The sequence below is a fragment of the Streptomyces sp. NPDC021749 genome (assembly GCF_040640655.1).
Classification (GTDB): domain Bacteria; phylum Actinomycetota; class Actinomycetes; order Streptomycetales; family Streptomycetaceae; genus Streptomyces.
This window is the reverse complement of record NZ_JBFACE010000005.1, coordinates 210783-233207: the sequence shown is the minus strand read 5'-3', so window position 1 is coordinate 233207 and position 22425 is coordinate 210783. Positions and strand designations below refer to the sequence as shown.

General features: G+C 73.2%; 19 protein-coding genes. 15 read left to right on the top strand and 4 right to left on the bottom strand.

Translation table 11 applies throughout. From position 1 onward, the window contains the following. Positions 1-158 precede the first annotated feature (158 nt). The 5 genes from AB0G35_RS07450 to AB0G35_RS07430 all read left to right on the top strand — a co-directional run bounded on the left by AB0G35_RS07450 (position 159) and on the right by AB0G35_RS07430 (position 4508). Entirely contained in the window at positions 159-677 is a 519-nt protein-coding gene (locus AB0G35_RS07450) for a hypothetical protein (RefSeq protein WP_360945176.1), read from the top strand. Next, entirely contained in the window at positions 674-1057 is a 384-nt protein-coding gene (locus AB0G35_RS07445) for a transcriptional regulator (protein ID WP_360945173.1), read from the top strand. The genes AB0G35_RS07450 and AB0G35_RS07445 overlap by 4 nt, the downstream gene beginning before the upstream one ends. Then, a complete protein-coding gene (locus AB0G35_RS07440; RefSeq protein WP_360945170.1) occupies positions 1054-2019 on the top strand; it encodes an ABC transporter ATP-binding protein in 966 nt (321 codons plus the stop codon). Before AB0G35_RS07445 ends, AB0G35_RS07440 begins: the two co-directional genes overlap by 4 nt. Before the next feature lie 101 nt (positions 2020-2120). Further along, on the top strand, positions 2121-3032 hold the full coding sequence (locus AB0G35_RS07435) for an ABC transporter permease (RefSeq protein ID WP_360945167.1): 912 nt from the start codon (positions 2121-2123) through the stop codon (positions 3030-3032). Between the two features lie 153 nt (positions 3033-3185). Further along, on the top strand, positions 3186-4508 hold the full coding sequence (locus tag AB0G35_RS07430; RefSeq protein ID WP_360945164.1) for a diaminopimelate decarboxylase: 1323 nt from the start codon (positions 3186-3188) through the stop codon (positions 4506-4508). A 252-nt stretch (positions 4509-4760) separates the two neighbouring features. Here the strand turns inward: AB0G35_RS07430 and AB0G35_RS07425 are convergent, their stop codons facing one another. Together AB0G35_RS07425 and AB0G35_RS07420 are read right to left on the bottom strand one after the other, a co-directional pair. After that, positions 4761-5720: a MurR/RpiR family transcriptional regulator gene (locus tag AB0G35_RS07425; protein ID WP_360945161.1), complete on the bottom strand. Its 960-nt coding sequence runs from the start codon at positions 5718-5720 to the stop codon at positions 4761-4763. Between the two features lie 532 nt (positions 5721-6252). Next, complete coding sequence (locus tag AB0G35_RS07420) at positions 6253-7737, bottom strand: aromatic amino acid ammonia-lyase (RefSeq protein WP_360945340.1); 1485 nt, start codon at positions 7735-7737, stop codon at positions 6253-6255. A 208-nt stretch (positions 7738-7945) separates the two neighbouring features. Between AB0G35_RS07420 and AB0G35_RS07415 the strand changes: the two genes are divergently transcribed. Genes AB0G35_RS07415 through AB0G35_RS07400 form a run of 4 tightly spaced genes read left to right on the top strand, consistent with a single transcriptional unit; the run spans position 7946 to position 11492 of the window. Further along, on the top strand, positions 7946-9169 hold the full coding sequence (locus AB0G35_RS07415; RefSeq protein WP_360945158.1) for an ABC transporter ATP-binding protein: 1224 nt from the start codon (positions 7946-7948) through the stop codon (positions 9167-9169). Further along, a complete protein-coding gene (locus AB0G35_RS07410) occupies positions 9166-9837 on the top strand; it encodes an ABC transporter permease (RefSeq protein ID WP_360945155.1) in 672 nt (223 codons plus the stop codon). Before AB0G35_RS07415 ends, AB0G35_RS07410 begins: the two co-directional genes overlap by 4 nt. Positions 9838-9844: 7 nt before the next feature. Beyond that, complete coding sequence (locus AB0G35_RS07405; RefSeq protein ID WP_360945153.1) at positions 9845-10516, top strand: ABC transporter permease; 672 nt, start codon at positions 9845-9847, stop codon at positions 10514-10516. Positions 10517-10565: 49 nt separating this feature from the next. Continuing rightward, on the top strand, positions 10566-11492 hold the full coding sequence (locus tag AB0G35_RS07400) for an ABC transporter substrate-binding protein (protein WP_360945150.1): 927 nt from the start codon (positions 10566-10568) through the stop codon (positions 11490-11492). 650 nt (positions 11493-12142) lie between these two features. On the opposite strand, the gene AB0G35_RS07395 is transcribed toward AB0G35_RS07400, so the two are convergent. Then, complete coding sequence (locus AB0G35_RS07395) at positions 12143-13180, bottom strand: LacI family DNA-binding transcriptional regulator (protein ID WP_360945147.1); 1038 nt, start codon at positions 13178-13180, stop codon at positions 12143-12145. Positions 13181-13638: 458 nt separating this feature from the next. Between AB0G35_RS07395 and AB0G35_RS07390 the strand changes: the two genes are divergently transcribed. The 4 genes from AB0G35_RS07390 (at position 13639) to AB0G35_RS07375 (ending at position 17532) form a co-directional block, all read left to right on the top strand. Beyond that, positions 13639-14610, top strand: coding sequence for an amidohydrolase (locus AB0G35_RS07390; RefSeq protein ID WP_360945144.1), 972 nt, complete (start codon positions 13639-13641; stop codon positions 14608-14610). Further along, entirely contained in the window at positions 14607-15341 is a 735-nt protein-coding gene (locus AB0G35_RS07385; protein ID WP_360945141.1) for a cysteine dioxygenase family protein, read from the top strand. Before AB0G35_RS07390 ends, AB0G35_RS07385 begins: the two co-directional genes overlap by 4 nt. A gap of 312 nt (positions 15342-15653) precedes the next feature. Next, entirely contained in the window at positions 15654-17075 is a 1422-nt protein-coding gene (locus AB0G35_RS07380; protein WP_360945138.1) for a cytosine permease, read from the top strand. Positions 17076-17115: 40 nt separating this feature from the next. Then, positions 17116-17532 (top strand): hypothetical protein, encoded by a 417-nt coding sequence (locus tag AB0G35_RS07375; protein WP_360945135.1) that lies wholly within the window; start codon positions 17116-17118, stop codon positions 17530-17532. 364 nt (positions 17533-17896) lie between these two features. On the opposite strand, the gene AB0G35_RS07370 is transcribed toward AB0G35_RS07375, so the two are convergent. Then, positions 17897-19285 (bottom strand): cystathionine beta-synthase, encoded by a 1389-nt coding sequence (locus AB0G35_RS07370; protein ID WP_360945132.1) that lies wholly within the window; start codon positions 19283-19285, stop codon positions 17897-17899. 195 nt (positions 19286-19480) lie between these two features. Between AB0G35_RS07370 and AB0G35_RS07365 the strand changes: the two genes are divergently transcribed. Further along, on the top strand, positions 19481-20497 hold the full coding sequence (locus AB0G35_RS07365) for an SGNH/GDSL hydrolase family protein (protein WP_360945129.1): 1017 nt from the start codon (positions 19481-19483) through the stop codon (positions 20495-20497). Between the two features lie 319 nt (positions 20498-20816). Continuing rightward, positions 20817-22037, top strand: coding sequence for an acetyl-CoA C-acetyltransferase (locus AB0G35_RS07360; RefSeq protein WP_360945126.1), 1221 nt, complete (start codon positions 20817-20819; stop codon positions 22035-22037). Positions 22038-22425: the final 388 nt, after the last annotated feature.

Genomic DNA, 22425 nt, shown 5'->3' with positions numbered 1-22425 from the left:
GAATAGCGCTAGTCAACAGGACGCGGGGAAGGTTTTCCACAGCCGGGCGTTCGACTTGCCCGGCCGGAAAGTCGGTGTTAGCTTTCCCAGTAGGAAAGTTGAGGTGGGGTGCCGGCAGGGCCCCGCCTGTCTGGAACGCCAACGGGGAGGCGAAGGACATGACGACACCGGTGGATGCCGAGCGGGCCTGGCAGGATCTCCAGCGCATTCGGGTACCCCAGGAGCGGGTGTACGACGAGGTCGAGCGCTGCGCGGAGGGCGACCGGCGGGGGGCGTACGTGACCGCCGGCCTCATGTGGCTCTTCCTCGCCAGCTGGGGACTCGACCTCCCGAAGTGGGGCTCCTTCGTGCTCCTCGGCGCCTATGTCGCCGCCCTGATCACCCTGGCCGTCGTCTACAGCCGCCGGAGCCGGATGCGCCTGCACCGGTCGCGGTACGGCTGGCGCAGCGTCGCCACCTGCCTCGCGGGCGCGGTCCTCAGCGGCGGCACGATCATCCTCACCGGGCGCCTGACCGACTGGCTGGCGCTGCCCTACGGCAGCCTGATCCAGGCCACTCTCTCCGCCGGCGTCTTCGTGCTCTTCGTCGGCCCGGCCAACCGCTGGGCGGTCAGCCCGCTGCGTGACCGGGCCCTGAGCGACCACACCCTGAGAACCCCCGAGGAGGCCGGCCGATGAGCACTCCATCGGGCTTCGACGAACTGATCCACCCCTCCACGCGGCTGTCGGTCGTCGCGCTGCTCGCCGCGACGGAATGGGCCGACTTCTCCTTCATCCGGGACAGCCTCTCGCTCAGCGACTCCGCGCTGTCCAAGCAGCTGCACACGCTGGAGGAGGCCGGATATCTGGAGATCCACAAGGAGGGCGGCGGTCGCAAACGCCGCACCAAGGTACGGCTGACGAGCCGTGGCCGCACCGCCTTCGAGGGGCATGTGGCCGCACTCCGGGCCATCGTCGAAGGCGCCGGCCCCACGGCCGCCCCCGCGGCCCCACCCCCCGATCCGGGACAGACCTCGGACCCGACCACTCAGCAACAGCGTGCGGAGGCACACCGATGACGACCACCGAGGGCGCGCCCGTGCCCCCGACCACCCATGCCGCACCGCCGGTCATCGAGGTGAGCGGCCTGCGGATGTCCTACGGCAGCACCGATGTGCTGCACGGGGTCGACCTGGACGTCCGGCGCGGCGAGGTTTTCGCGCTGCTCGGCCCCAACGGCGCCGGGAAGAGCACCACCGTCGAGATCCTGGAGGGCTTCCGGCAGCGTTCCGCCGGGACGGTCCGGGTGCTGGGCACGGACCCGGCGCACGGCGGCGACGCCTGGCGCGGCCGGATCGGACTGGTCCTGCAGTCCTGGCGGGACCACCGCCGCTGGCGGGTGGGCGAGCTGCTGACGCACTTCGCCACGTACCACCAGGCCCCGCGCGACCCCGGTGAGCTGCTGGCCCTGGTCGGCCTCACCGGGCAGGCCGGCAAGCAGGTGGACCAGCTCTCCGGCGGGCAGCGCCGCCGCGTGGACGTGGCGCTCGCCCTGGTCGGCCGCCCCGAGCTGGTCTTCCTGGACGAGCCGACCACCGGCTTCGACCCCGAGGCCCGCCGCGACTTCCACGACCTGATCGAGGGACTGGCCCGCGACGAGGGCGTCACGATCCTGCTGACCACCCACGACCTGGTGGAGGCCGAGCGGCTGGCCGACCGGATAGCGATGCTGGTCAACGGCCGGATCCGGGCCTACGGCACCCCGGCGGAGCTGGCCCGCAGTGCCGCCGCCCAGGCCGAGGTCCGCTGGACGGCACCGGACGGCACGGCCCGGCGGGAGCACACCGCGGACCCGTCCCGGCTGGTCTGGGAACTCCACCGCGAGATCGGCGGCCCGGTCGCCGACCTGGAGGTGCGCCGCCCGACGCTGGAGGACACCTATCTGCGGATGGTGCACCAGGAAGAGGTGCCCCAGGCCACGGCCGGACCGATGACGGACGCCTTCGCCGGTGTCGCCGGCAGGGAGAACCGCGCCGCCTGATGAGGGGGGGGCCGGACGCACAGCACCACAGACCAAGGGGGACGGACATGACAGCGGTCGACACAGCGACGGCAGCGACGAACGCGGACGGGGCAAGCAGCATGGCAGACAAGGAAGTCGGAGGCAGCGGGCACGGTCCCTCCCAGGGCAGGTCCGGTCTCCGCCGGCGCTACGTGCGGGCCGGCTGGCTGCGCGGCGGGATCGAGATACGGCACCTGCTCCGCAACCCCAAGGAGCTGAGCGGCCATCTGGTCAACATCATGGTCGCGCTGGTCGTCGTGCGCTTCATGGACGGCGACGTACCGGGGACGCACATCCCGATGGCGCATCTGACGCTCTCCGGCTTCGCCGCCTATCTGCTCTTCCAGATCGGGCTGGTGAACCTCCCGCAGATCCTGGTGACCGAGCGGGAGGAGGGCGCCCTGCTGCGGCTGCGGACCACTCCGGGCGGCATACCGGCCTACCTCATCGCCAAGTCGGTGGTGGTCGTCGCGTTGGCGCTGGCCACCCTGGTCGTCCTGCTGAGTGCCGGCGCACTGCTGGCGAACGGCCCGCTGCCGCACGGCGTCGACAACTGGCTGACGCTGCTGTGGGTCGGTGCGCTGGGCCTCCTGGCCGTGGTGCCGCTCGGTGCGGCCATCGGCGCCGTCCTGCCCAATCCGCGTGAGGCGCTGGCGTTGATCATGCTGCCGGCCATGGGCCTGCTGGTGACGTCCGGGGCGATGTTCCCGCTCACCTCGCTGCCCGCGGTCGTCCAGAAGATCGCCTCGTTCTTCCCGCTGAAGTGGATGGCCCAGGGCCTGCGCTCGGCGCTGCTCCCGGACGCCGCGCAGGCCGCGGAACCGGCCGGCTCCTGGGAGCTGCCGACGGTCGCCCTGGTCCTCACCGCCTGGGCCGTGGCCGGCTTCCTGCTCGCCATACCCCTGCTGCGCCGTGCCGCGCGCCGCGAGTCCGGCTCCCGGCTCGGCGAGCGCCACCGCAAGGCCAACCTCGGAGCGGCCCCCGCAGCCTGACCGGGTCCGCCCGGTCCGCCCGGCCCGGCCGGCGCCGTCCACCCCCGGGACGGCGCCGGCCGGGCACCGCGCCACCACGGCCCCTCCGCCCACAGGGCCGCCCCGCCCGGTAAGCGATGGCGCGGGGCCCCCGCGCGATGATGGAGTGGCCCCATGACGTACACGGACCGAGACCGTGCCGTACAGGCAGCCGTTGCGCAGGGCCTGGTGGGGCCCGAGGAGCCGGTGGCGGGACTGCTGGACATCGCCGGCGTCCGGCGATCGGCGGCCGAACTCCGCGCCGCCTTCGAGGAGTTCGCCGCACCCGGCGCGCCGGTGCTGCACGCGTTCGCCGTGAAGGCGGCCTCCCTGGTGCCCGTGCTGCGGCTGCTCGCGCAACAGGGGCTCGGCTGCGAGGTGGCCAGTCCCGGCGAGCTGGCGCTGGCCCGGGCCGCCGGGGTGCCGGCCGACCGCACGGTCCTGGACTCACCGGCCAAGACCCCCGCCGAGCTGCGGGAGGCGCTGGCCCTCGGCATCGCCGTCAACGCCGACAACCGCGAGGAACTCGCCCGGATCGACCGCCTGAGGGCGTCCCTGCCGAGCACCGCGCCCGTCGGCCTGCGGGTCAATCCGCAGATCGGCGGCGGCCGCATCGGGGCGATGAGCACCGCCACCGACACCTCGAAGTTCGGTATCGCACTCCGCGACGAGGGCGCCCGCGCCTGGGTCGTCCGCGCCTGCCTCGACCGTCCGTGGCTGACCCGACTGCACGCCCACGTCGGTTCGCAGGGCATCCCGCTGGAGCTGATGGGCGCCGGGGTGCGGTCCCTGTTCGACCTCGCCGAGGAGATCAACGAACGTGCCGGCCGGCAGCAGATCGACACCCTGGACATCGGCGGCGGCCTCCCGGTCAACTTCTCCTCCGACACCACCACCCCCACCTACCGCGAGTACGCCGCGCTGCTCCGCGCGGCCGTCCCCGGGCTGCTCGCCGGGCGCTACCGCCTGATCACCGAGTTCGGCCGCTCCCTGCTGGCCAAGCACGGCACGGTCCTCGCCCGCGTCGAGTACGCGAAGTCGGCGGGCGGCCGCCCGATCGCGGTCACCCATGCCGGCGCCCAGGTCGCCACCCGTACGGTCTTCGTCCCCGAGGCCTGGCCGCTCCGGGTCGCGGCCTACGACGCCGAGGGGCGCCCCAAGACGGGGGCGCCGGTCGCCCAGGACATCGCCGGCCCCTGCTGCTTCGCCGGCGACCTGGTCGCCGAGAACCGCCCGCTCCCCCTCCTCTCCTCCGGCGACCACGCCGCCCTGCTGGACACCGGCGCCTACTACTTCTCCACCCACTTCGCCTACAACTCGCTCCCCCGCCCCGGCGTCTACGGCTACGCCGCCCACCCCGACGGCGTCCGCTTCGCGGTCATCCGCACCCCGCAGACCCTCTCGGAACTGACAGCGGAAAGCGGCGCCACACACGTGGAATCGCTCCGCGATTTGTAGCCCCCACGTACCTGGCCTGGCTCTCCCGGCGCGGGGCTTGTTCGCGGTTGCGTGCTTTGCGGCGCCGCGTACGTACCTGGCCGTCCCGGCGCGGGGGTTGGTCGCCGTTGCGTGCTTTGCGGCGCGGCGTACGTTGTCGGCCGTCCCGCCGTCGGGCTTGTTCGCTGTTGCGCCTGGCGCCACGGCGAGAGACCACCGCGGCGGGACAGCCAGGCACGTCGGAGGCGCCGCAGGGCGCAGCGGAACGTGGGGTTATTCCACGAAGAGGCCCCGGGCCGCCGCCTTCGCGTCGAATTCTTCGAGGCGCGCCTGCGCGTCCGGAAGCGCGTCGCACATCGCCTCCAGGAGGACGCGCCCCAGGAGCATGGGGGCGCAGGCGGTGTCGAAGGCGAGGCCGGTGCCGACCGCGGCGGGCAGCAGCAGGTCGGTGTGGCGGGCGACCGGTGCGAAGGCGCTGTCGGCGACGGTGACGACGGTCAGACCCGCGTCCTGGGCGTAGGCGAGGGCCTCGACGACCTCGCGGGGGTGCCGGGGCAGCGCGAAGCACAGCAGGCTCGTGGCGCCGGCCCGCACCGCGGCGTCGATCCGGTCGGGGAGCATCGTGCCGCCCTCTTCCAGCAGCCGGACGTCGGGGTGGACCTTGCGGGCGAAGTACGTGAACCCGGCGGCCTGGGCGGTGGCGGCCCGCAGGCCGAGGACGGGCAGCGGCCGGGAGGCGGCGAAGAGGCGGCCGGCCTCGATCACCGGCGACGGGTCGGCGAGCGCGGCGGCCAGGTGCCGGAGGTTGTCGATCTCCGCCTGGACGGCCTGCTGGTACTCGTTGGCGGTGCCGTCGTCGCCGGTCTTCTCCGCGGGCGCGACCTCACGCAGGTGGCGGCGGAGCGCCGGGTAGCCGTCGAAGCCGAGCGCCACCGCGAAGCGGGTGACGGAGGGCTGGCTGACGCCGGCCAGTTCGGCCAGTTCGACGCTGGAGAGGAAGGGCGCGTCGGCGGCCCGGCGCACCATGCAGTGGGCGATCCGGCGCTGGGTGGGCGTCAGGCGGTGGCCCTCGAAGAGCTTCTGGAGGCGGGCGGCGGTGCCGGTGTCCGCGTCCGTCACGCGGCCGGCCGTCGCGTCCCGCGCCTCCTCGGCCCGGACTTCCGCGCCCCGCTCCCCCGGCGCACCGCCGGCCGCGCCGCCGGTGCCGCGGCCGTTCTCCCCGTCCCCGCTCATCGCCTCTTCTTCCCGGCCCGGTGTGGGCCTTGTCCTGTGTCGACCGACTGTACGGAATTCCTGGCCAGGGAGGGCGCGCGGTACGCCTGACGCCCCGGCCGGACGAAATCGTTCCGGCCACCGCCCACCCCGATACGCGCCCCCGCCCACCGCAGCCGACCCACCACCCGCCCGGCCGCACCCCCACGCCGCAGCACACCGTCCCACCGACCCGACCGCACGCGGCACGCCTGACGACCCGGCCCGCCAAAGGCACCCCGGCGGCCACTACCCACCCCCATGCGCGCCCCCGTGCGCCGGGGAGCGGCGGTCCGGCACCCGTCCGGGTGTGCGGCCGTGCCGGGGCCCGTCGCGCTACCGGTCCGGACTGTCCGGGCGGCCCTACCTGTCCGGGCGGCCTTAGCTGTCCGGCCGGTCCGGCCAGTCCGGCCGGTCCGGGCCGTCCGGGAGCCCCGGGCGCGCCGAGCGTTGGCCGCTTCGTTCATCGCGCTCACGCCTCCCTCCGTCGCCCCCGCGCCCCCTGTCATCACGCTCATGTCTCCGCCAGTTCGTCGAGCAGCCCCGCCGCCACCGCCACGTCGTCCGTCAGCGGTCGGTCCTCCATGCGTGGGTCGAGCGCCTCGGCGGCCCGGGTGTAGGCGGTGGCGAGCGGCAGGCCGGGGTCGGGTTCCAGTGAGCGCATCCGCAACGCCCTTACGGCGGCGACGAGTTCGCAGGCGAGTACCTGGCGGTAGTAGGTGCCGGCGCGCAGCGTCTGGCGGGCTCCGAGGGAGGCGAAGCTGGCCTGTTCCTCGACGCCGCGGGAGAGCACCGCGTGGCCGAGGGAGGCCGGGTGGGAGACGGCGCGCATCTCGCCGAGGGCCGCGCCGGCCGCGTATTCGAGGATCATGACGCCGGAGCTGGCGGGGGCGGCATCGCCCAGGAAGGGGCGGAGCCGGGTGAAGTCCGGCTCGGAGAGGGCGGCCAGGCGGGCGGTGGACAGCCGGGCGGTCTGCAGGACGGCCAGCCGGAAGGTGTCCAGGGCGAGCGCGGCGTGGGCGGCGTAGAAGTTGCCGTGGTGGTAGGCGGCCTGGTCCTCGACGCTGATCAGCGGGTTCTCGCCGGCGGCGTTGAGCTCGACGGTCAGCACGGATTCCAGGGTGTCGGCGGCGTCCAGCGCCGGGCCGTGGATCTGGGGGAGGCAGCGGAAGCCGTACGGGTCCTGGATGCGGCCCAGCGGCGGTCCGGGCCGCGGTGGCACGCCGGAGAGGGTGCGCAGCCGGGCGGCGGCGGCCGCGGAGCCGGGGTGCGGGCGGGCGAGCATGACGGGTTCGGCGAACGGTTCGTAGGAGCCGCCGACCGCGAGCAGGGAGAGCGCGGCGACCGGCAGGGACGCGGCCAGCAGCCGGCGCAGTTCGTCCAGGGCGAGCGCGGACTGGCCGAGGGTGAGGGCGTTGCTGCTGATCAGGGCGAGCGCGTCGTTGTTGTCGAGGGCGACGGGGGCCGGGGCGCGGCCGCCGGGGGTGACGTGCCAGGGGTGTTCGCCGGCCAGCGCCAGACCGGTCTGGGCGAGCGCGGCCAGGTCGCCGGTGCCGACCGCGCCGTGTTCGTTGACGACCGGGTGGGCGCCGGCGTCCAGGGCGGCGACCAGGGCCGTGATGACCGCGGGGTTGAGGCCGGCGCCGCCGGCGAGCAGCTGGTTGGCGCGGACCGCGAGCATCGCCCGGACCTCGCGGCCCGGCAGCGGGTCGCCGATCGCGCCGGCGTGGCTGCGCAGCAGCCGGAGGCCGTGGGCGGCGTCGGCGGCCTCGACGTCCTCGGTGCGGTTGGCGCCGACGCCGGTGCTGCGGCCGTAGACGCGTCCGGTGGCGGCGAGGCGGCGGGCGGTGTCCCAGGATTCCGCGGCGCGGGCGAGGGCCTTGGGGTCGGGTGCCGCGGGGCGGGCGGTGCGGTCTGCCAGGGCGGCGACGTCGGCGGTGCGCAGGCCGGTGCCGTCGAGGGTGATGCGCTTGCCGGACCGGCGGGCATTGTCCAGCATGTGGGAAATCAAGGGGCTCAACTCCCTCTTATAACGCGCTTTGTGGACCGAATTCCGACACCTGGTTCCGTACGGTGGCCGAGCGGAGAGCTGGAAGAACTCTCGGGTAATCCACGTTGTCATACGCGGTTTACTCCCACCCATTGACATCTATTCACATGCCTAAGACTCTGCATGACGCTATGCAGGGCGGGCAAGGGGGCAGCGGATGATCAGATTCGACGCAGTCAGCAAGCGGTACCCGAACGGCACCACAGCCGTGGACGACCTCTCCCTCGACCTCCCCGAGGGCGGCGTCACCGTCCTCGTCGGATCGTCCGGATGCGGCAAGACGACGACCCTGCGGATGGTCAACCGCATGGTCGAGCCGACCTCCGGCACGGTCAGCGTCGGCGGCCGCAACGTCCTGGAGGTGGACGCCGCCGAGCTGCGCCGCGGCATCGGCTACGTCATCCAGCAGTCCGGCCTCTTCCCGCACCGCACGGTCCTCGACAACATCGCGACCGTCCCGCTGCTGCTCGGCCGGGGCCGCCGCAAGTCCCGTGCCCGCGCCGGGGAACTGCTGGAACTCGTCGGCCTGCCCGCGGACACCGGCAAGCGCTATCCGCACCAGCTCTCCGGCGGCCAGCAGCAGCGCGTCGGGGTGGCCCGGGCGCTCGCCGCCGACCCCCCGGTGCTGCTGATGGACGAGCCGTTCGGCGCGGTCGACCCGGTCGTCCGCACCCAGCTCCAGAACGAGCTGCTGCGGCTGCAGGAGGAGCTCCGCAAGACCGTCGTCTTCGTCACCCACGACATCGACGAGGCGGTCCGCCTGGGCGACCGGATCGCGGTGTTCCGCACCGGCGGCCGGCTCGTCCAGTGCGCCGAACCCGCCGAACTGCTGGCCCGCCCCGCCGATGACTTCGTCGCCGACTTCCTCGGCGCCGAGCGCGGTCTGAAGCTGCTCTCGCTCACCACCCTCGCCGATGTGCCGTACGCGCCCGGCCGGGCGATACGCGCGGACGAACCGGTCGGCGCGCTAGGCCGGGACGGCGGGCGCTGGCGCCTGGTGACCTCGCCGCGCGGCGAACCACTGGGCTGGCTGGACACCGACGCACTGCCGGCCGGCGGTACGGCCGGCGAGGCGGACCTGGCGGCGGTCCGGCCGCTGCGGGACACCGATTCGCTGCTCTCGGCGCTCAACGAGGCGGTCTCCTCACCGGCCGGGGCGGTCGCCCGGGTCAGTGCCGACGGCGTCCTGACCGGCGTCACCTCCCGCGACGCCATCCACGACCGGGCCGGCCGCAGCCACGCCGACGCCGCCCGGGCGGCCGCTCCGGCGGCACCGGCACCGCCGGCACCGGCGAAGGCCGCGGACGGGAAGCCCCAAGGGGCCGCCGCCGACGAGCCCGCGCCGCCCGAGGCGCCCGCCCCGGCGGAGCGCCCCGCATGACCGTCGAATGGGGCTGGTTCCCCGATCACGCCGACGAACTGACCCGCCTCACCGCGGACCACCTCGCCACCGCCGTCCCCGCCGTCCTCTTCGGCCTGCTGATCGCGCTGCCACTGGCGGTCCTCGCCCACCGCGTCCGCCCGCTGCGCGGCTTCGTCCTCGGCGCGTCCAACATCCTCTACACCATCCCCTCGCTCGCCTTCTTCGTGCTGCTGCTGCCGGTCACCGGGCTGACCCGCACCACCGCGATCACCGGCCTGACCGCGTACACCCTGGTCGTCCTGGTGCGGAACACCGTCGAGGGCCTGGACGCGGTCCCGGCCCGGGTGCGCGAGGCGTCGAAGGCGATGGGCACCCGGCCGCTGCGCACCCTGCTCACCGTCGAGCTGCCGCTCGCCCTCCCGGTGATCATGGCGGGCGTGCGGGTGGCGACGGTGATGTCCATCTCCCTGGTGAGCGTGGCGAGTTACATCGGGTACGGCGGGCTCGGCCAGCTCTTCACCGACGGCTTCCAGCGCAACTTCCCCACCCCGGTCATCGCCGGTGTGCTCCTGACCCTGCTGCTCGCCCTGGTCGCCGACGCCCTGCTGGTGACCGTCCAGCGGCTGTGCACCCCCTGGCAGCGCGGCACGGCCCGGTCCGCCCCCAAGCTGTGGAAGCGAGCGTGACGGCGCGATGCTCGAACTCCTGAAGAACCTCGCGGCCTGGCTGACCGGCCCGGCACAGTGGACGGGCCCCGACGGCATCGCCACCCGCATCCTGGAGCACCTGGAGTACTCGGTGCTCGCCACCCTGGCCGCGGCGCTGATCGCCCTGCCCGTCGGACTGCTCATCGGGCACACCGGCCGCGGCGCCTTCCTCGCCGTCAACCTCTCCTCCTTCGGCCGGGCGCTGCCCACCGTCGGCCTGGTCACCCTGGTCTTCCTCGCCGGCGGGCTGAGCGTGTGGCCGGTGTACGTCTCGCTGGTCGCGCTCGCCGTGCCGGTGATCATCACCAATACGTACGCCGGGATGGCGGCCGTCGACCCGGAGGTCAAGGACGCCGCCAAGGGCGTCGGGCTGCGCGGCCGCCAGATCCTCTGGCAGGTCGAGGTCCCACTGGCGCTGCCGCTGATCATGACCGGCATCCGGCTGGCGACCGTCCAGGTCGTGGCCACCGCCACCATCGCCGCCTACGTCAGCTTCGGCGGGCTGGGCCGCTACGTCTTCGACGGCCTGGCCCAGCGCGATCTGGTGCAGGTGCTCGGCGGTGCGGTGCTGGTCGCCGTGCTCGCCGTCGTCGCCGATCTGGCCCTGGGCGGGCTGACCCGGCTGCTGTTCCGCGGCCGCCCGGCCGCCGCCCGCTGAACCGCCACGCCCCGCGCCCCTACGCCCGCCCCTCCCGAGGAGCCCTGCCATGAACCGCCGCACCGCCCTGACCACCCTGCTCGCCGGCGCCTCGGCCCCGCTGCTGGCCGCCTGTTCCTCCGGCATCACTTCCCTCAAGGGGAGCGGCGCCGGCGGCGACAGCGGCAACAGCAGCGGCGGACTGGTCATCGGCACCGCCAACTTCACCGAGAACCAGATCCTGGGCTACCTGTACGCGGGGGTACTGTCCGCGGCCGGCGTCAAGGCCACCGTCCGGCCCAACCTCGGCTCCCGCGAGATCGTGGTCCCGGCGCTGCGCTCCGGCGACATCGACCTGCTCCCCGAGTACCAGGGCAGTCTGCTGCTCTACCTCGACAAGAAGGCCACCGAGACCGAGGCCGGCGCGATGCAGAACGCGCTGGCCACGGTGGTGCCCGACGGCCTGGAAGTCCTCCCCTACGCGGCCGCCGAGGACCGCGACAGCTTCGCCGTGACCCGCGAGACCGCCGACCGCTACGGCCTGAAGACGCTCGACGACCTGCGCAAGGTCAGCGGCAAGCTGGTGTTCGGCGCCGCCGCCGAGATGAAGAAGCGGGTGGTCGGCCTGGTCGGCCTCAAGGACCGCTACGGCGTGGAATTCAAGGAGTTCAAGGCGCTGGACTCGTCCGGCCCGCTGGTCAAGGGCGCCCTGAAGAAGGGCGACGTCGACGTGGCCAACGTCTTCACCACCGACGTCGACATCAAGGAGAACGGCTGGGTACTGCTGGCCGACCCCCGGCACCTGGTCCCCGCCCAGCACATCGTCCCGCTGATCGCCGCCCGCAAGGCCGACACGAAGGTCCGCAGGGCGCTGGCGACCCTCGGCAACGCGCTCACCACCGCCGACCTCACGGAACTCAACCGCAAGGTCGACAAGGACAAGCAGGACCCGGACCGGGTGGCGGCCGCTTGGCTCTCCCAGCGGAAGCTGGACTGATCCCCACGTATTCGTCTGCGGCGCCGCGGGTGTTTCTCACCGTGGCGCGCTTTGCGGCGCCGCGTACGTCGTTGGCCGTCCCGCCGCGGGTCGTCTCGCCGATGCGCTGTGCGGCGCCGCGTACGTTGTCGGCTGTCCCGTTGTGGGGGTTGTTCGCCGTGGCGCCTGCGGCGGGCTGGGTTGTTGTGGGTGCGGTGACGGTCCTGCGGTGCCTTGTTCGTGGACTGCTTCGCTTTACGTCCACGAACAAGGCACCTCCGGCCCGTCCCCTCCCGTTGGGGGGGGTGGGAATGCGGTGGGTGGGGGTGGACGTTGGGGCATGCAAGGGGGCCTGGGGTCCCGTAGGGGAGGGCCGAACAGATCCCGTAAGGGTTGTGAGCGCCCCCTGCGGGGCCACAACTGCACAGCCGGGAGAGCCATTCCCGCTCACGGGTGCCGTCAGGTGCTCGCGCAACAACGCGCGCCCCCACACACCCGCACACTCCCCCCACGGGAGGGGACGGGCCGGAGGGGCCGGTTGTGTGGACGTAAAGCGAAGCAGTCCACGAACAAGGCCCCGGAGGTCCGTCACCGCACCCACCCCCCAGCCCGCCGCAGGCGCCACGGCGAGAAACACCCGCGGCCGGACAGCCAAGTACGTGGGAGGCGCCTTACCGAGGCACGCTGGCCGAACTCCGTTCGGACAGGCGCGGTGCGCACACGATGCGTTTGCGGCGGACGCGGCGGCCCTCGATCGCCGCGACCGCCAGGCGGGCGGCCTCCTTGGCGATGTCGCTGAGGCCCCAGTCGACGGTGGTCAGCGGTGGGGTGAGGACGCGGGAGACCGGGTGGTCGTCGAAGCCGACGACGGACAGGTCCCGGCCGACGGTCAGCCCGGCCTCGGCGGCGGCCGCGTAGACGCCGTAGGCGATGGAGTCGGAGAAGCAGAAGACGGCGGCGGGCGGCGGGAGGGCACCGGCCGCCCGGCGGCCGTCGGGGCTGTTGGTGAGCACCCGCCGGGCCACCGCGGTCGCCTCGCCCAGTTCCTGGGGGCAGGGCAGGACCTGGGCGTCGATGCCGAGGCGGTCGGCGGCCTCGCGGACGTAGACGTCGGCGGGGCGGTCCGGGGTGGAGGGACCGGTGGGGGTGAGGACCGTGACCTGGCGGTGGCCCAGGCCACGGAGGTAGTCCAGGACCGCGTCGATGCCGGCGCGGTTGTCGAAGAGCACCTCGCCCGCCGTACGGGCCCGGCTCAGCGCGTCGCCGATGGAGACCACCGGCACGCCTTCGGCGATCGCCGCCCAGCCCTCGGCGGAGGGATCGACCGGGGAGACCAGCAGTCCGTCCACCCGCTGGTCGCGCAGCTGCTTGGCGAGGACCAGTTCGCGTTCGGGGTCACCACCGGCGTCGAGGATCAGCGCGTAGCGGTCGCCGGCCAGCAGTTCGCGCCCTATGGCGGCCATCAGCTGCTGCTGCCAGAGGTCCTGGAGGTCGCCGGCGAGTACCCCGACGGTGCTCGTGCGGCCGCTGGCGAGAGCGCGGGCGATCGGGTCGGCCTCGTAGCCGAGTTCGGCGGCGGCCTTGCGCACCCGCTCCTCGGTCTCCTTGGAGACGTGCTTGCCGCGCAGTGCGTAGGAGACGGCTGCGGTGGAGAGTCCGGTGGCCTCGGCCACCTCGCGGAGGGTGGTGCGTTTGTTGGGCCTGGCCATGCCGGAAGCCTACCGTTCCTGGCACGGTCGACCGGGGTCGGCCGAGGCCCTGTGGACCGGGCCGGCGACGGCTCGATGACCCTTCGAACGGTCTCGGGGAGAGGCGGGGACGGGCGCGAGCTCCTGCCGATCGCCGCGGCGGCTCCACGGGCCGCGTGGCGGACAGGGCAGCCGGTAGCGGTCGCGTGACGCCGGTGGCAGGGACAACATCCGCCCCCCCGCCCGCACCGCCGGTGAACCGCACCGGTCACACCCGTGGGGGCGACCGTCCGCGCCCCGCGGCCACCGGCCACCCGCCACCCGCCACCGGCCACCGGCCACCGGCCACCCGCCACCGGTCATCGGCCACGACCAGCTGGCCGCTCGGAGGCGGAGCCTTGACAGCGAAGCTGTTAACCGCTTCACTTAACCGCATCAGTTAATCGATTAAGTGAAGCGGTTGAGGAGGCTTCCGCGCCGTGCCCACCGATGTCCATCAGCACCTCTGGCCGCCCGCGTTCGTGGCGCTGCTGCGGGCGCGCAGTGCGTCGCCGCGGCTGGACGGCTGGACTCTGGAGCTGCCCGGCGAGCCGCCGTACGCCGTCGATCCGACCGACCACGACATCGCTGCCCGGGTCGAGCTGGCGCGGGCCGACGGGCTGGACCGGGCGCTGGTCTCGCTCTCCAGTCCGCTCGGGATCGAATACCTGCCGCCCGAGGAGGCCGCACCACTGCTCGCCGCGTTCCACGACGGCGCACTGGAGCTGCCCGCCCCCTTCGGCGTCTGGGCCTCGGTCTGCCTCAGCACGCCCGAACCGGACACCGAGGCGCTCCGCCGTGCGCTGCGACGCGGCTGCGTGGGCCTCCAACTGCCCGCCACCGCCCTGCTCGACGCCGCCGGCTGGGCCCGCTGCGCGCCCCTGCTGGACGTTCTCGCCGCGCTGGACAAGCCGCTTTTCGTGCACCCGGGAGCGGCCCCGCCCACCGAAGGTGCCGCGCCCGCCTGGTGGCCCGCGCTGGTCCCGTACGTCCAGCAGATGCACGCCTCCTGGTTCGCGTTCCGGGCCTTCGGGCGGCCGCGCCACCCGGAGCTGCGGGTCTGTTTCGCGGCGCTGGCGGGTCTGGCGCCGCTGCACGGTGAGCGGCTGGTGGCCCGTGGTGGCGGCGGGGAGCGGGGACGGGTGGACCCCGGCGCGTTCTACGAGACGTCCTCGTACGGGACCCGGGCGGTGGACGCGCTGGTACGGGCCGTCGGCATCGACGTCGTCGTCAGCGGCAGCGACCGCCCCTATGCCCGACCCGTCGCCCGCCACCACCCTCCGCGGGAAGCGCTGTGCGCCGCACCCCCTGATCCCGTGATCCCCGATCTCGGTTCCGAGGCCGCCGCGCATGCCCTGCGCACCGTCAATCCGGCCCGCCTGCTGGGCCCGCAGAAAGGAGTCCGACCATGACGCACGCCGCCTCCGGGACCGAGACCGCCACCGGGACCGAGGCCGTCGCCCGGACCGAGGCCGCCACCGGGACCGAGGCCGTCGCCCGGACCGAGGCCGCCCCCCAGACCGAGGCCGCCACCGGGACCGAGGCCGTCGCCCGGACCGAGGCCGCCCCCCAGACCGAGGCCGCCACCGGGACCGAGGTCGTCACCGGGACCGGTCCGGCCGTGGACGCCGGGCAGCCGTTCGCGGCGCTGCCCGAGCGCAACCTCGACAAACGTGAACTGCGGGCGCTGGTCGACGGGTTGGCCGACCGCCCGGATCTGTGGCGGGGGCAGGTCGCGTTCTCCGACACCGAGCGGCACTACGCGTCCCTGTACCGCGACGAGTTCGTCGACGTCTGGCTGCTGTGCTGGACCCGGAAGAACGACACCGGCTGGCACGACCACGACATCTCCTCCGGTGCCGTCCGTGTCGTGCAGGGCGTGTTGACCGAGTCCAATCCGCGGATCGGCGGGGAGCATCCGGCCACCGCCGTCGGCGCCGGCTCGTCGTTCTGCTTCGGCCCGGACCACATCCACCGGCTCACCGGGGCGACGGATGACGCGGTGTCGGTGCACGCCTATTCGCCGCCGTTGTGGCGGCTGGGCCAGTACGACATCACCGAGGACGGCCTGCTGCGCCGGGTCTCGGTGTCGTACGCGGACGAGCTGCGACCGATCGGCGACCCGGCCTCCTCGGCCGCGTGAGCCGTCACCTGGCCCCTCACCCGACCCGCCATCCAGCCCGTCACCCGACCCGCCGCCCGCCCCGCGGACCGGTCACGGACCAGCCCAGGCCGAGCCAGCCCAGCCAGACCGAGGCAGCCCAGCCCAGACCAGCCAAGCCCGGCCCATCCCAGCCCAACCCAGCCAAGTCCCCCCAGCCCAACCCAACCCACCCGGCGCCCCAGTGCCCCGTCAGCGCGAATCACCACGCTTTCCCCGTCCCACCTATTGACCTTCCATTCATCGGCGCGGATCCTGCATGAATCCATACAGGCAACGACCCGGGGCGGATGCATGGCAGGTGTGGTGGAACGTCGCTCGATCGATGTGGTCCCCGACGACGAACGGCACGGCAGCCCGGTCAGCCAGTTCACGCTCTGGCTGGGCGCGAACCTCCAGATCACCGCGGTCGTCACCGGCGCGCTGGCGGTCGTGTTCGGGGCGAACGCCTTCTGGGCGGTGGTCGGGCTGCTGCTCGGCAACCTCCTCGGCGGGGCGGTGATGGCGCTGCACTCCGCCCAGGGGCCGCGGCTCGGCCTGCCCCAAATGATCACCTCCCGGGCCCAGTTCGGGGTGCGCGGCGCGGTGGTGCCGCTGGCGCTGGTCATCGTGATGTACATCGGGTTCTTCGCCAGCGGCAGCGTGCTGGCCGGGCAGGCGGTCGGCGAGCTGACGCATCTGGGCGAGACGCCGGGGATCGTGCTGTTCGCGGCGGTCACCGCGCTCGCCGCGGCCGTCGGCTACCGCCTCATCCACGCCCTGGGGCGGATCGCCGGCCTGGTGTGCGCGCTGGCCTTCGTCTATCTGGGCGTCCGCCTCCTCCAGCGCGCCGACCTGGGCACGCTGCTGCACGACCACCGCTTCGGGCTGCCGGTGTTCCTGCTCGCCGTCTCACTGTCGGCCTCCTGGCAGCTGGCGTTCGGCCCGTACGTCGCCGACTATTCGCGCTATCTGCCCCGGCACACCTCGGCCCGCGCCACGTTCTGGTGGACGCTGTCCGGCTCGGTGCTCGGCGCGCAGTGGTCGATGACGTTCGGTGCGCTGGCCGCGGCCGCGGCGCCGGAGGCGTTCGTCGGGCACGAGGTGGGTTACGTCGTCGGCCTGGGCGGCGCGGGACTCGTCGCCTCGTTCCTGTACTTCGTCATCGCGCTCGGCAAGCTGACCATCAACGTCCTCAACACCTACGGCGGTTTCATGTCGCTGGTCACCAGCGTCAGCGGGTTCCGCGGCCAGCGGGTGCTGTCGCCGCGCGGCCGGGCCGGGTACATCGCCGGGATCATGGTGGCCGGGACGGCGGTCGCGCTCCTGGGCAAGGACTCGTTCCTGACGTCCTTCAAGGACTTCCTGCTGTTCCTGCTGACCTTCTTCACGCCCTGGTCGGCGATCAACCTCACCGACTACTACCTGATCTCCAAGGAGCGCTACGACATCGCCGCGCTCAGCGACCCGGCCGGCCGTTACGGCGCCTGGAACGCCCGGGCGCTGACCGTCTACGCCCTCGGCGTGCTCGCCCAACTCCCCTTCCTGTCCACGCACTTCTACACCGGCCCCCTGGTGGGCCCGCTCGGCGGCGCCGACGTCTCCTGGCTCGTCGGTCTCGCCGTACCGGCCGTCCTGTACGGGCTCGTCGCCCGCCGCGGCGCCGCTGCCCTCCCCGGCCCCGACGCGGCCACGGACGGACGGGGGCAGCAGAGCCCGGCCGGATTGGGGGGTTAGCCCCAGCGTGCCGCCTCCCGGCGCTCCGTACGCTCGCACCATGGCGACACACGACCCCGATCTGCGCAAGGAACTCGACGCGACGCTCCAGACCCGCAAGGAGCTGGGGCCCGAGTACGAGGCGGAACTGGTGGACTCCTTCCTGGAGAAGCTGGACCACACCATCGACCGCAGGGTCCGGCGGCAGCTCGCCGAGCAGCAGGTCCAGGTGGCGCGCGGCGGCCGCCCGCCGCGGCCGGAGGGCGGTGGGAGCGGCTTCTGGGAGCGGTTCGGGGTCGCCGCCCTCTCCCTGGTGCTGGCCATCCCGCTGACCGCGATCTGCACGTACGACGCGGGGATCCCGGGGCTGCTGGTGTGCTGGGCCGGCATCGTCGGCGTCAACGCCGTGCACAGCGTCGGCGTGCGGAGCCTGCTGCTCGGCGGGCGCGGGGAGCGCCGTGACGGGGAGTGGGACTGAGCCCGGGAGGGGACGTTGTGGCGGGGACCGCCGCACCCCGGACAGGCCGGGGGCGGGACGACGGCGGTCCCCGCCAGGGACGCGCTCCGGGTCAGGGCCGGTCGTCGCGTCCGGTGGCGACCTGGGAGGTCCGGGAGCCGCTCCGGAGGTCCGTATCGCCGTGCACATCAATGTGCCGGACGAGTGTTAAGCCCGTGCTGCCAGCACATGACGCATACGTACACCTTGCGCCGACGGACCGTTTCCTGACGGCCACTTGACGCCTCGACGGGCACGGCGTGACGGGCACGGCAATGTCGCGACGGCCGTGACGGGCACGGCGTGACGCGGCGGCCGCCACCGGGGACGGCCGCCGCTTCCGGTGCTACTTGCCGGCCTCGCGGGCCAGGAAGGCCAGCAGGTCCTGCCGGCTCACCACGCCCTTCGGCTTGCCCTCGACGAGGACGATCGCCGCGTCGGCGCTCTCCAGGACGGCCATCAGGTCGGAGACCGACTCGCCGGAGCCGACCTGCGGCAGCGGCGGGCACATGTGCTTCTCCAGCGGGTCGGTCAGCGACGCCCGCTGGGTGAACAGCGCGTCCAGCAGCTCGCGTTCGACGACGGAGCCGACGACCTCGGCGGCCATCACGTCCGGGTGGCCGGCGCCGGGCTTGACGATCGGCATCTGCGAGACGCCGTACTCGCGCAGCACGTCGATCGCCTCGCCGACGGTCTCCTCCGGGTGCATGTGGACCAGGGAGGGCAGCGCGCCCTCCTTGTGCTCCAGCACGTCGACGACGCGGGCGGCGGTGCCGCCCTCCTCCAGGAAGCCGTAGTCGGCCATCCACTCGTCGTTGAAGATCTTGGAGAGGTAGCCGCGGCCGCTGTCCGGCAGCAGCACGACGACCACGTCGTCCGGTCCGAGCCGGGAGGCGACCTCCAGCGCGGCCACCACGGCCATGCCGCAGGAGCCGCCGACCAGCAGGCCCTCCTCCTTGGCCAGCCGCCGGGTCATCTGGAAGGCGTCCTTGTCCGACACCGCGACGATCTCGTCGGCGACCGTGCGGTCGTACGCGGTCGGCCAGAAGTCCTCACCGACGCCCTCGATCAGGTACGGGCGCCCGGAGCCGCCGCTGTAGACCGAGCCCTCCGGGTCGGCGCCGATGACCTTGACCCGGCCCTCGCTGGCGTCCTTCAGGTAGCGGCCGGTGCCGCTGATGGTGCCGCCGGTGCCGACGCCCGCCACGAAGTGCGTGATCCGCCCGTCCGTCTGGGCCCACAGCTCCGGACCGGTGGTCTCGTAGTGGGAGCGCGGGTTGTTCGGGTTGCTGTACTGGTCGGGCTTCCAGGCGCCCGGCGTCTCGCGCACCAGCCGGTCCGAGACGTTGTAGTACGAGTCCGGGTGCTCGGGGTCCACCGCGGTCGGGCAGACCACGACCTCGGCGCCGTACGCCCGCAACACGTTGATCTTGTCCGTGGACACCTTGTCCGGGCAGACGAAGATGCACTTGTAACCCTTTTGCTGGGCCACGATCGCCAGGCCCACCCCGGTGTTCCCGGAGGTCGGCTCGACGATGGTGCCGCCCGGCTGCAGCTCACCCGACTGCTCGGCGGCCTCGATCATCCGCACGGCGATCCGGTCCTTCACCGAACCGCCGGGGTTGAAGTACTCGACCTTCGCCAGGACGGTGGCCTGGATGCCCTTGGTCACGCTGTTGAGCCGCACGAGCGGGGTGTTGCCGACGAGCTCAATCATCGAATCGTAAAACTGCACGGTGGTCTCCGCGGTCGGGGGCACGCTCTCCTGCGCCCGTGCCGCCAGCCTATTGCCCGGGTGGCGCGGAAGACGGAGGAGTTGCGTTCCGTGCGGGAACGGGCAACACCCTGTTGTAGGAGTTCTCGTCCGATCCACGAGCGCGTCGGCCCCCGGTCCGGCGCGCCCCGCACTGCACGGGGAGGTGCCCGGCCCATGCCGATGACGATGTCCAGGGCGAGGGTGGCGCGGCGGATCGCGACCGCCGCCGCGGTCGGCGGCGGCGGGGTCGGGCTGCTCGGCGTCGCCACCGTCGGCGTGCTGCTGACCGAGGTCCGGCTGGCCCGCCGTACGGTCGGCGGCTCCAGCGACATCCCGCCGTGCGCCGACGGCCGCTACGGCGCCGCCTTCGGCCACCGCACCGACCGCCCGCCGCTCAGCCTGGGCTTCCTCGGCGACTCCACCGCCGCCGGCCAGGGCGTGCACCGCGTCTCGCAGACCCCGGGCGCGCTGCTCGCCTCCGGCCTCGCCGCGGTCGCCGAACTCCCCGTCGACTTCCGCAACGTGGCGCTGCCCGGGGCGCAGTCGGACGATCTGGCGCGCCAGGTGGAGCTGATGCTCGCGGACGGCTCACGGACCCCGGACGTCTGCGTGATCATGATCGGCGCCAACGACGTCACCCACCGGATGCCGCCCGCGCAGTCCGTCCGCCACCTCTCGGAGGCGGTGCGCCGGCTGCGGGCCGAGGGCTGTGAGGTGGTGGTGGGCACCTGCCCTGATCTGGGCACGATCGAGCCGGTCTACCAGCCGCTGCGGTGGGTGGCCCGGCGGCTGTCCCGGCAGCTCGCGGCCGCGCAGACGATCGGGGTGGTCGAGAACGGCGGCCGTACGGTCTCGCTGGGCGACCTGCTGGGCCCCGAGTTCGAGGCGCGTCCGCGGGAGCTGTTCGGGCCGGACAACTACCACCCGTCGGCGGAGGGGTACGCCACCGCCGCCATGGCCGTGCTGCCGACGCTGTGCGCCGCACTGGGCCTGTGGCCGGACGAGGAGCGGCCGGAGCCCACCAGGGGCGAGGGCATCCTCCCGGTCGAGCAGGCGGCCGCCGAGGCGGCTTCCGAGGGCGGTACGGAGGTCACCGCCTCCCGCGCGCCCTGGGCGCTGCTCAAGCACCGCCGGCGGCGCCAGCTGCCGGACGCGGAGGAGTCGGCGGACCGCCCGTCGATCCCCCGCTGAGGGCCGTCGGTCCCCCGCTGAGGGCGGGGGCGGAACGGGGCGGGCACCGAAGCGCGCACCGGACAGGCACCTGGCCGCAGGCAAAGGGACCGCGGGCGAAGGGGCCGCAGGCAAAGGGACCGCGGGGAATACCCGGCGGCCCCTTGCCGTTCCATAAGCGCTCGCTTAGAAAAGAGGTCCGCATCACAACGCGCACCGCGTGACCTCAGCAGTACGTGCAGGTAACTTCCCTCACAGTCCTCGCACCTTCTCCCGCCCGTCGCCCGACCGCCGCCCCTCAACGAGGCGTAGGGCGCGACCTTGATTTCTTGGAGCCGTGATGCCCGAAGCCGTGATCGTCTCAGCCGCCCGCTCCCCGATCGGCCGCGCCTTCAAGGGCTCGCTGAAGGACGTGCGCCCGGACGACCTGACCGCGAAGATCATCGAGGCCGCCCTGGCCAAGGTCCCCGAGCTGGACCCCAAGGACATCGACGACCTGATGCTGGGCTGCGGCCTCCCCGGCGGCGAGCAGGGCCACAACCTCGGCCGCATCGTCGCCGTCCAGATGGGGATGGACCACCTCCCGGGCTGCACGATCACCCGCTACTGTTCCTCGTCGCTCCAGACGACGCGGATGGCGCTGCACGCCATCAAGGCCGGTGAGGGCGACGTCTTCATCTCGGCCGGCGTCGAGACGGTCTCGCGCAGCGTCAAGGGCAGCTCCGACGGCCTCCCGGACACCCACAACCCGCTCTTCGCCGACGCCGAGGCCCGTACCGCGGCCCGCGCCGAGCAGGAGGGCGCGGACTGGCACGACCCGCGCGAGGACGGCCTGATCCCGGACGCGTACATCGCGATGGGCCAGACCGCGGAGAACCTCGCCCGCCTCAAGGGCGTCACCCGCCAGGACATGGACGAGTTCGGCGTACGGTCGCAGAACCTCGCCGAGAAGGCGATCAAGGACGGCTTCTGGGAGCGGGAGATCACCCCGGTCACGCTGCCCGACGGCACGGTCGTCTCGACGGACGACGGCCCGCGCGCCGGCGTCACGCTGGAGGGCGTGCAGGGCCTCAAGCCCGTCTTCCGCCCCGACGGCCTGGTGACGGCCGGCAACTGCTGCCCGCTCAACGACGGTGCCGCGGCGCTGGTCATCATGTCCGACACCAAGGCCCGCGAGCTGGGCCTGACCCCGCTCGCCCGGATCGTCTCCACCGGCGTCTCGGGCCTGTCCCCCGAGATCATGGGCTACGGCCCGGTCGAGGCCAGCAAGCAGGCGCTGCGCCGCGCCGGCCTGTCCATCTCCGACATCGACCTGGTCGAGATCAACGAGGCGTTCGCCGCCCAGGTGATCCCCTCCTACCGCGACCTGGACATCCCGCTGGACAAGCTGAACGTCAACGGCGGCGCGATCGCCGTCGGCCACCCCTTCGGCATGACCGGCGCCCGCATCACCACCACGCTCATCAACTCCCTCCAGTGGCACGACAAGCAGTTCGGCCTGGAGACCATGTGCGTGGGCGGCGGCCAGGGCATGGCGATGGTCATCGAGCGGCTGAGCTGAGCCGCAGCGAAGCGGAGGCGAAGGTCAGCGCGACCACGGGCCCGTGCGGCTGAGCCGAGTTGCACTGAACTGAGCTGAGCCGCAGCGAAGCGGAAGCGAGGGGCAGCGTGACCACGAGCCCGTGGCGGCGGGGCTGAGGCCAGGATCTCCGGCAGGAAGCCCTTGGAGGGTGTGCGCGCGGCGGAACCGTCCAACTCCCGCCCGGCGCACACCCTTCGCTGTCGTCCGGACACCGTCGGCGACGGCGCGTGACCTGCCTCACTCGTTAACAAGATCGCGACCCAATCTCCCCCAGGATTGTGATGAACGTCCTGGGGGAGAGGCGTTGTTGCAGGTCAGCATGGGGGCACCACACCGCACGAGGCCCATGGCCCCCAGCATTTCGGGA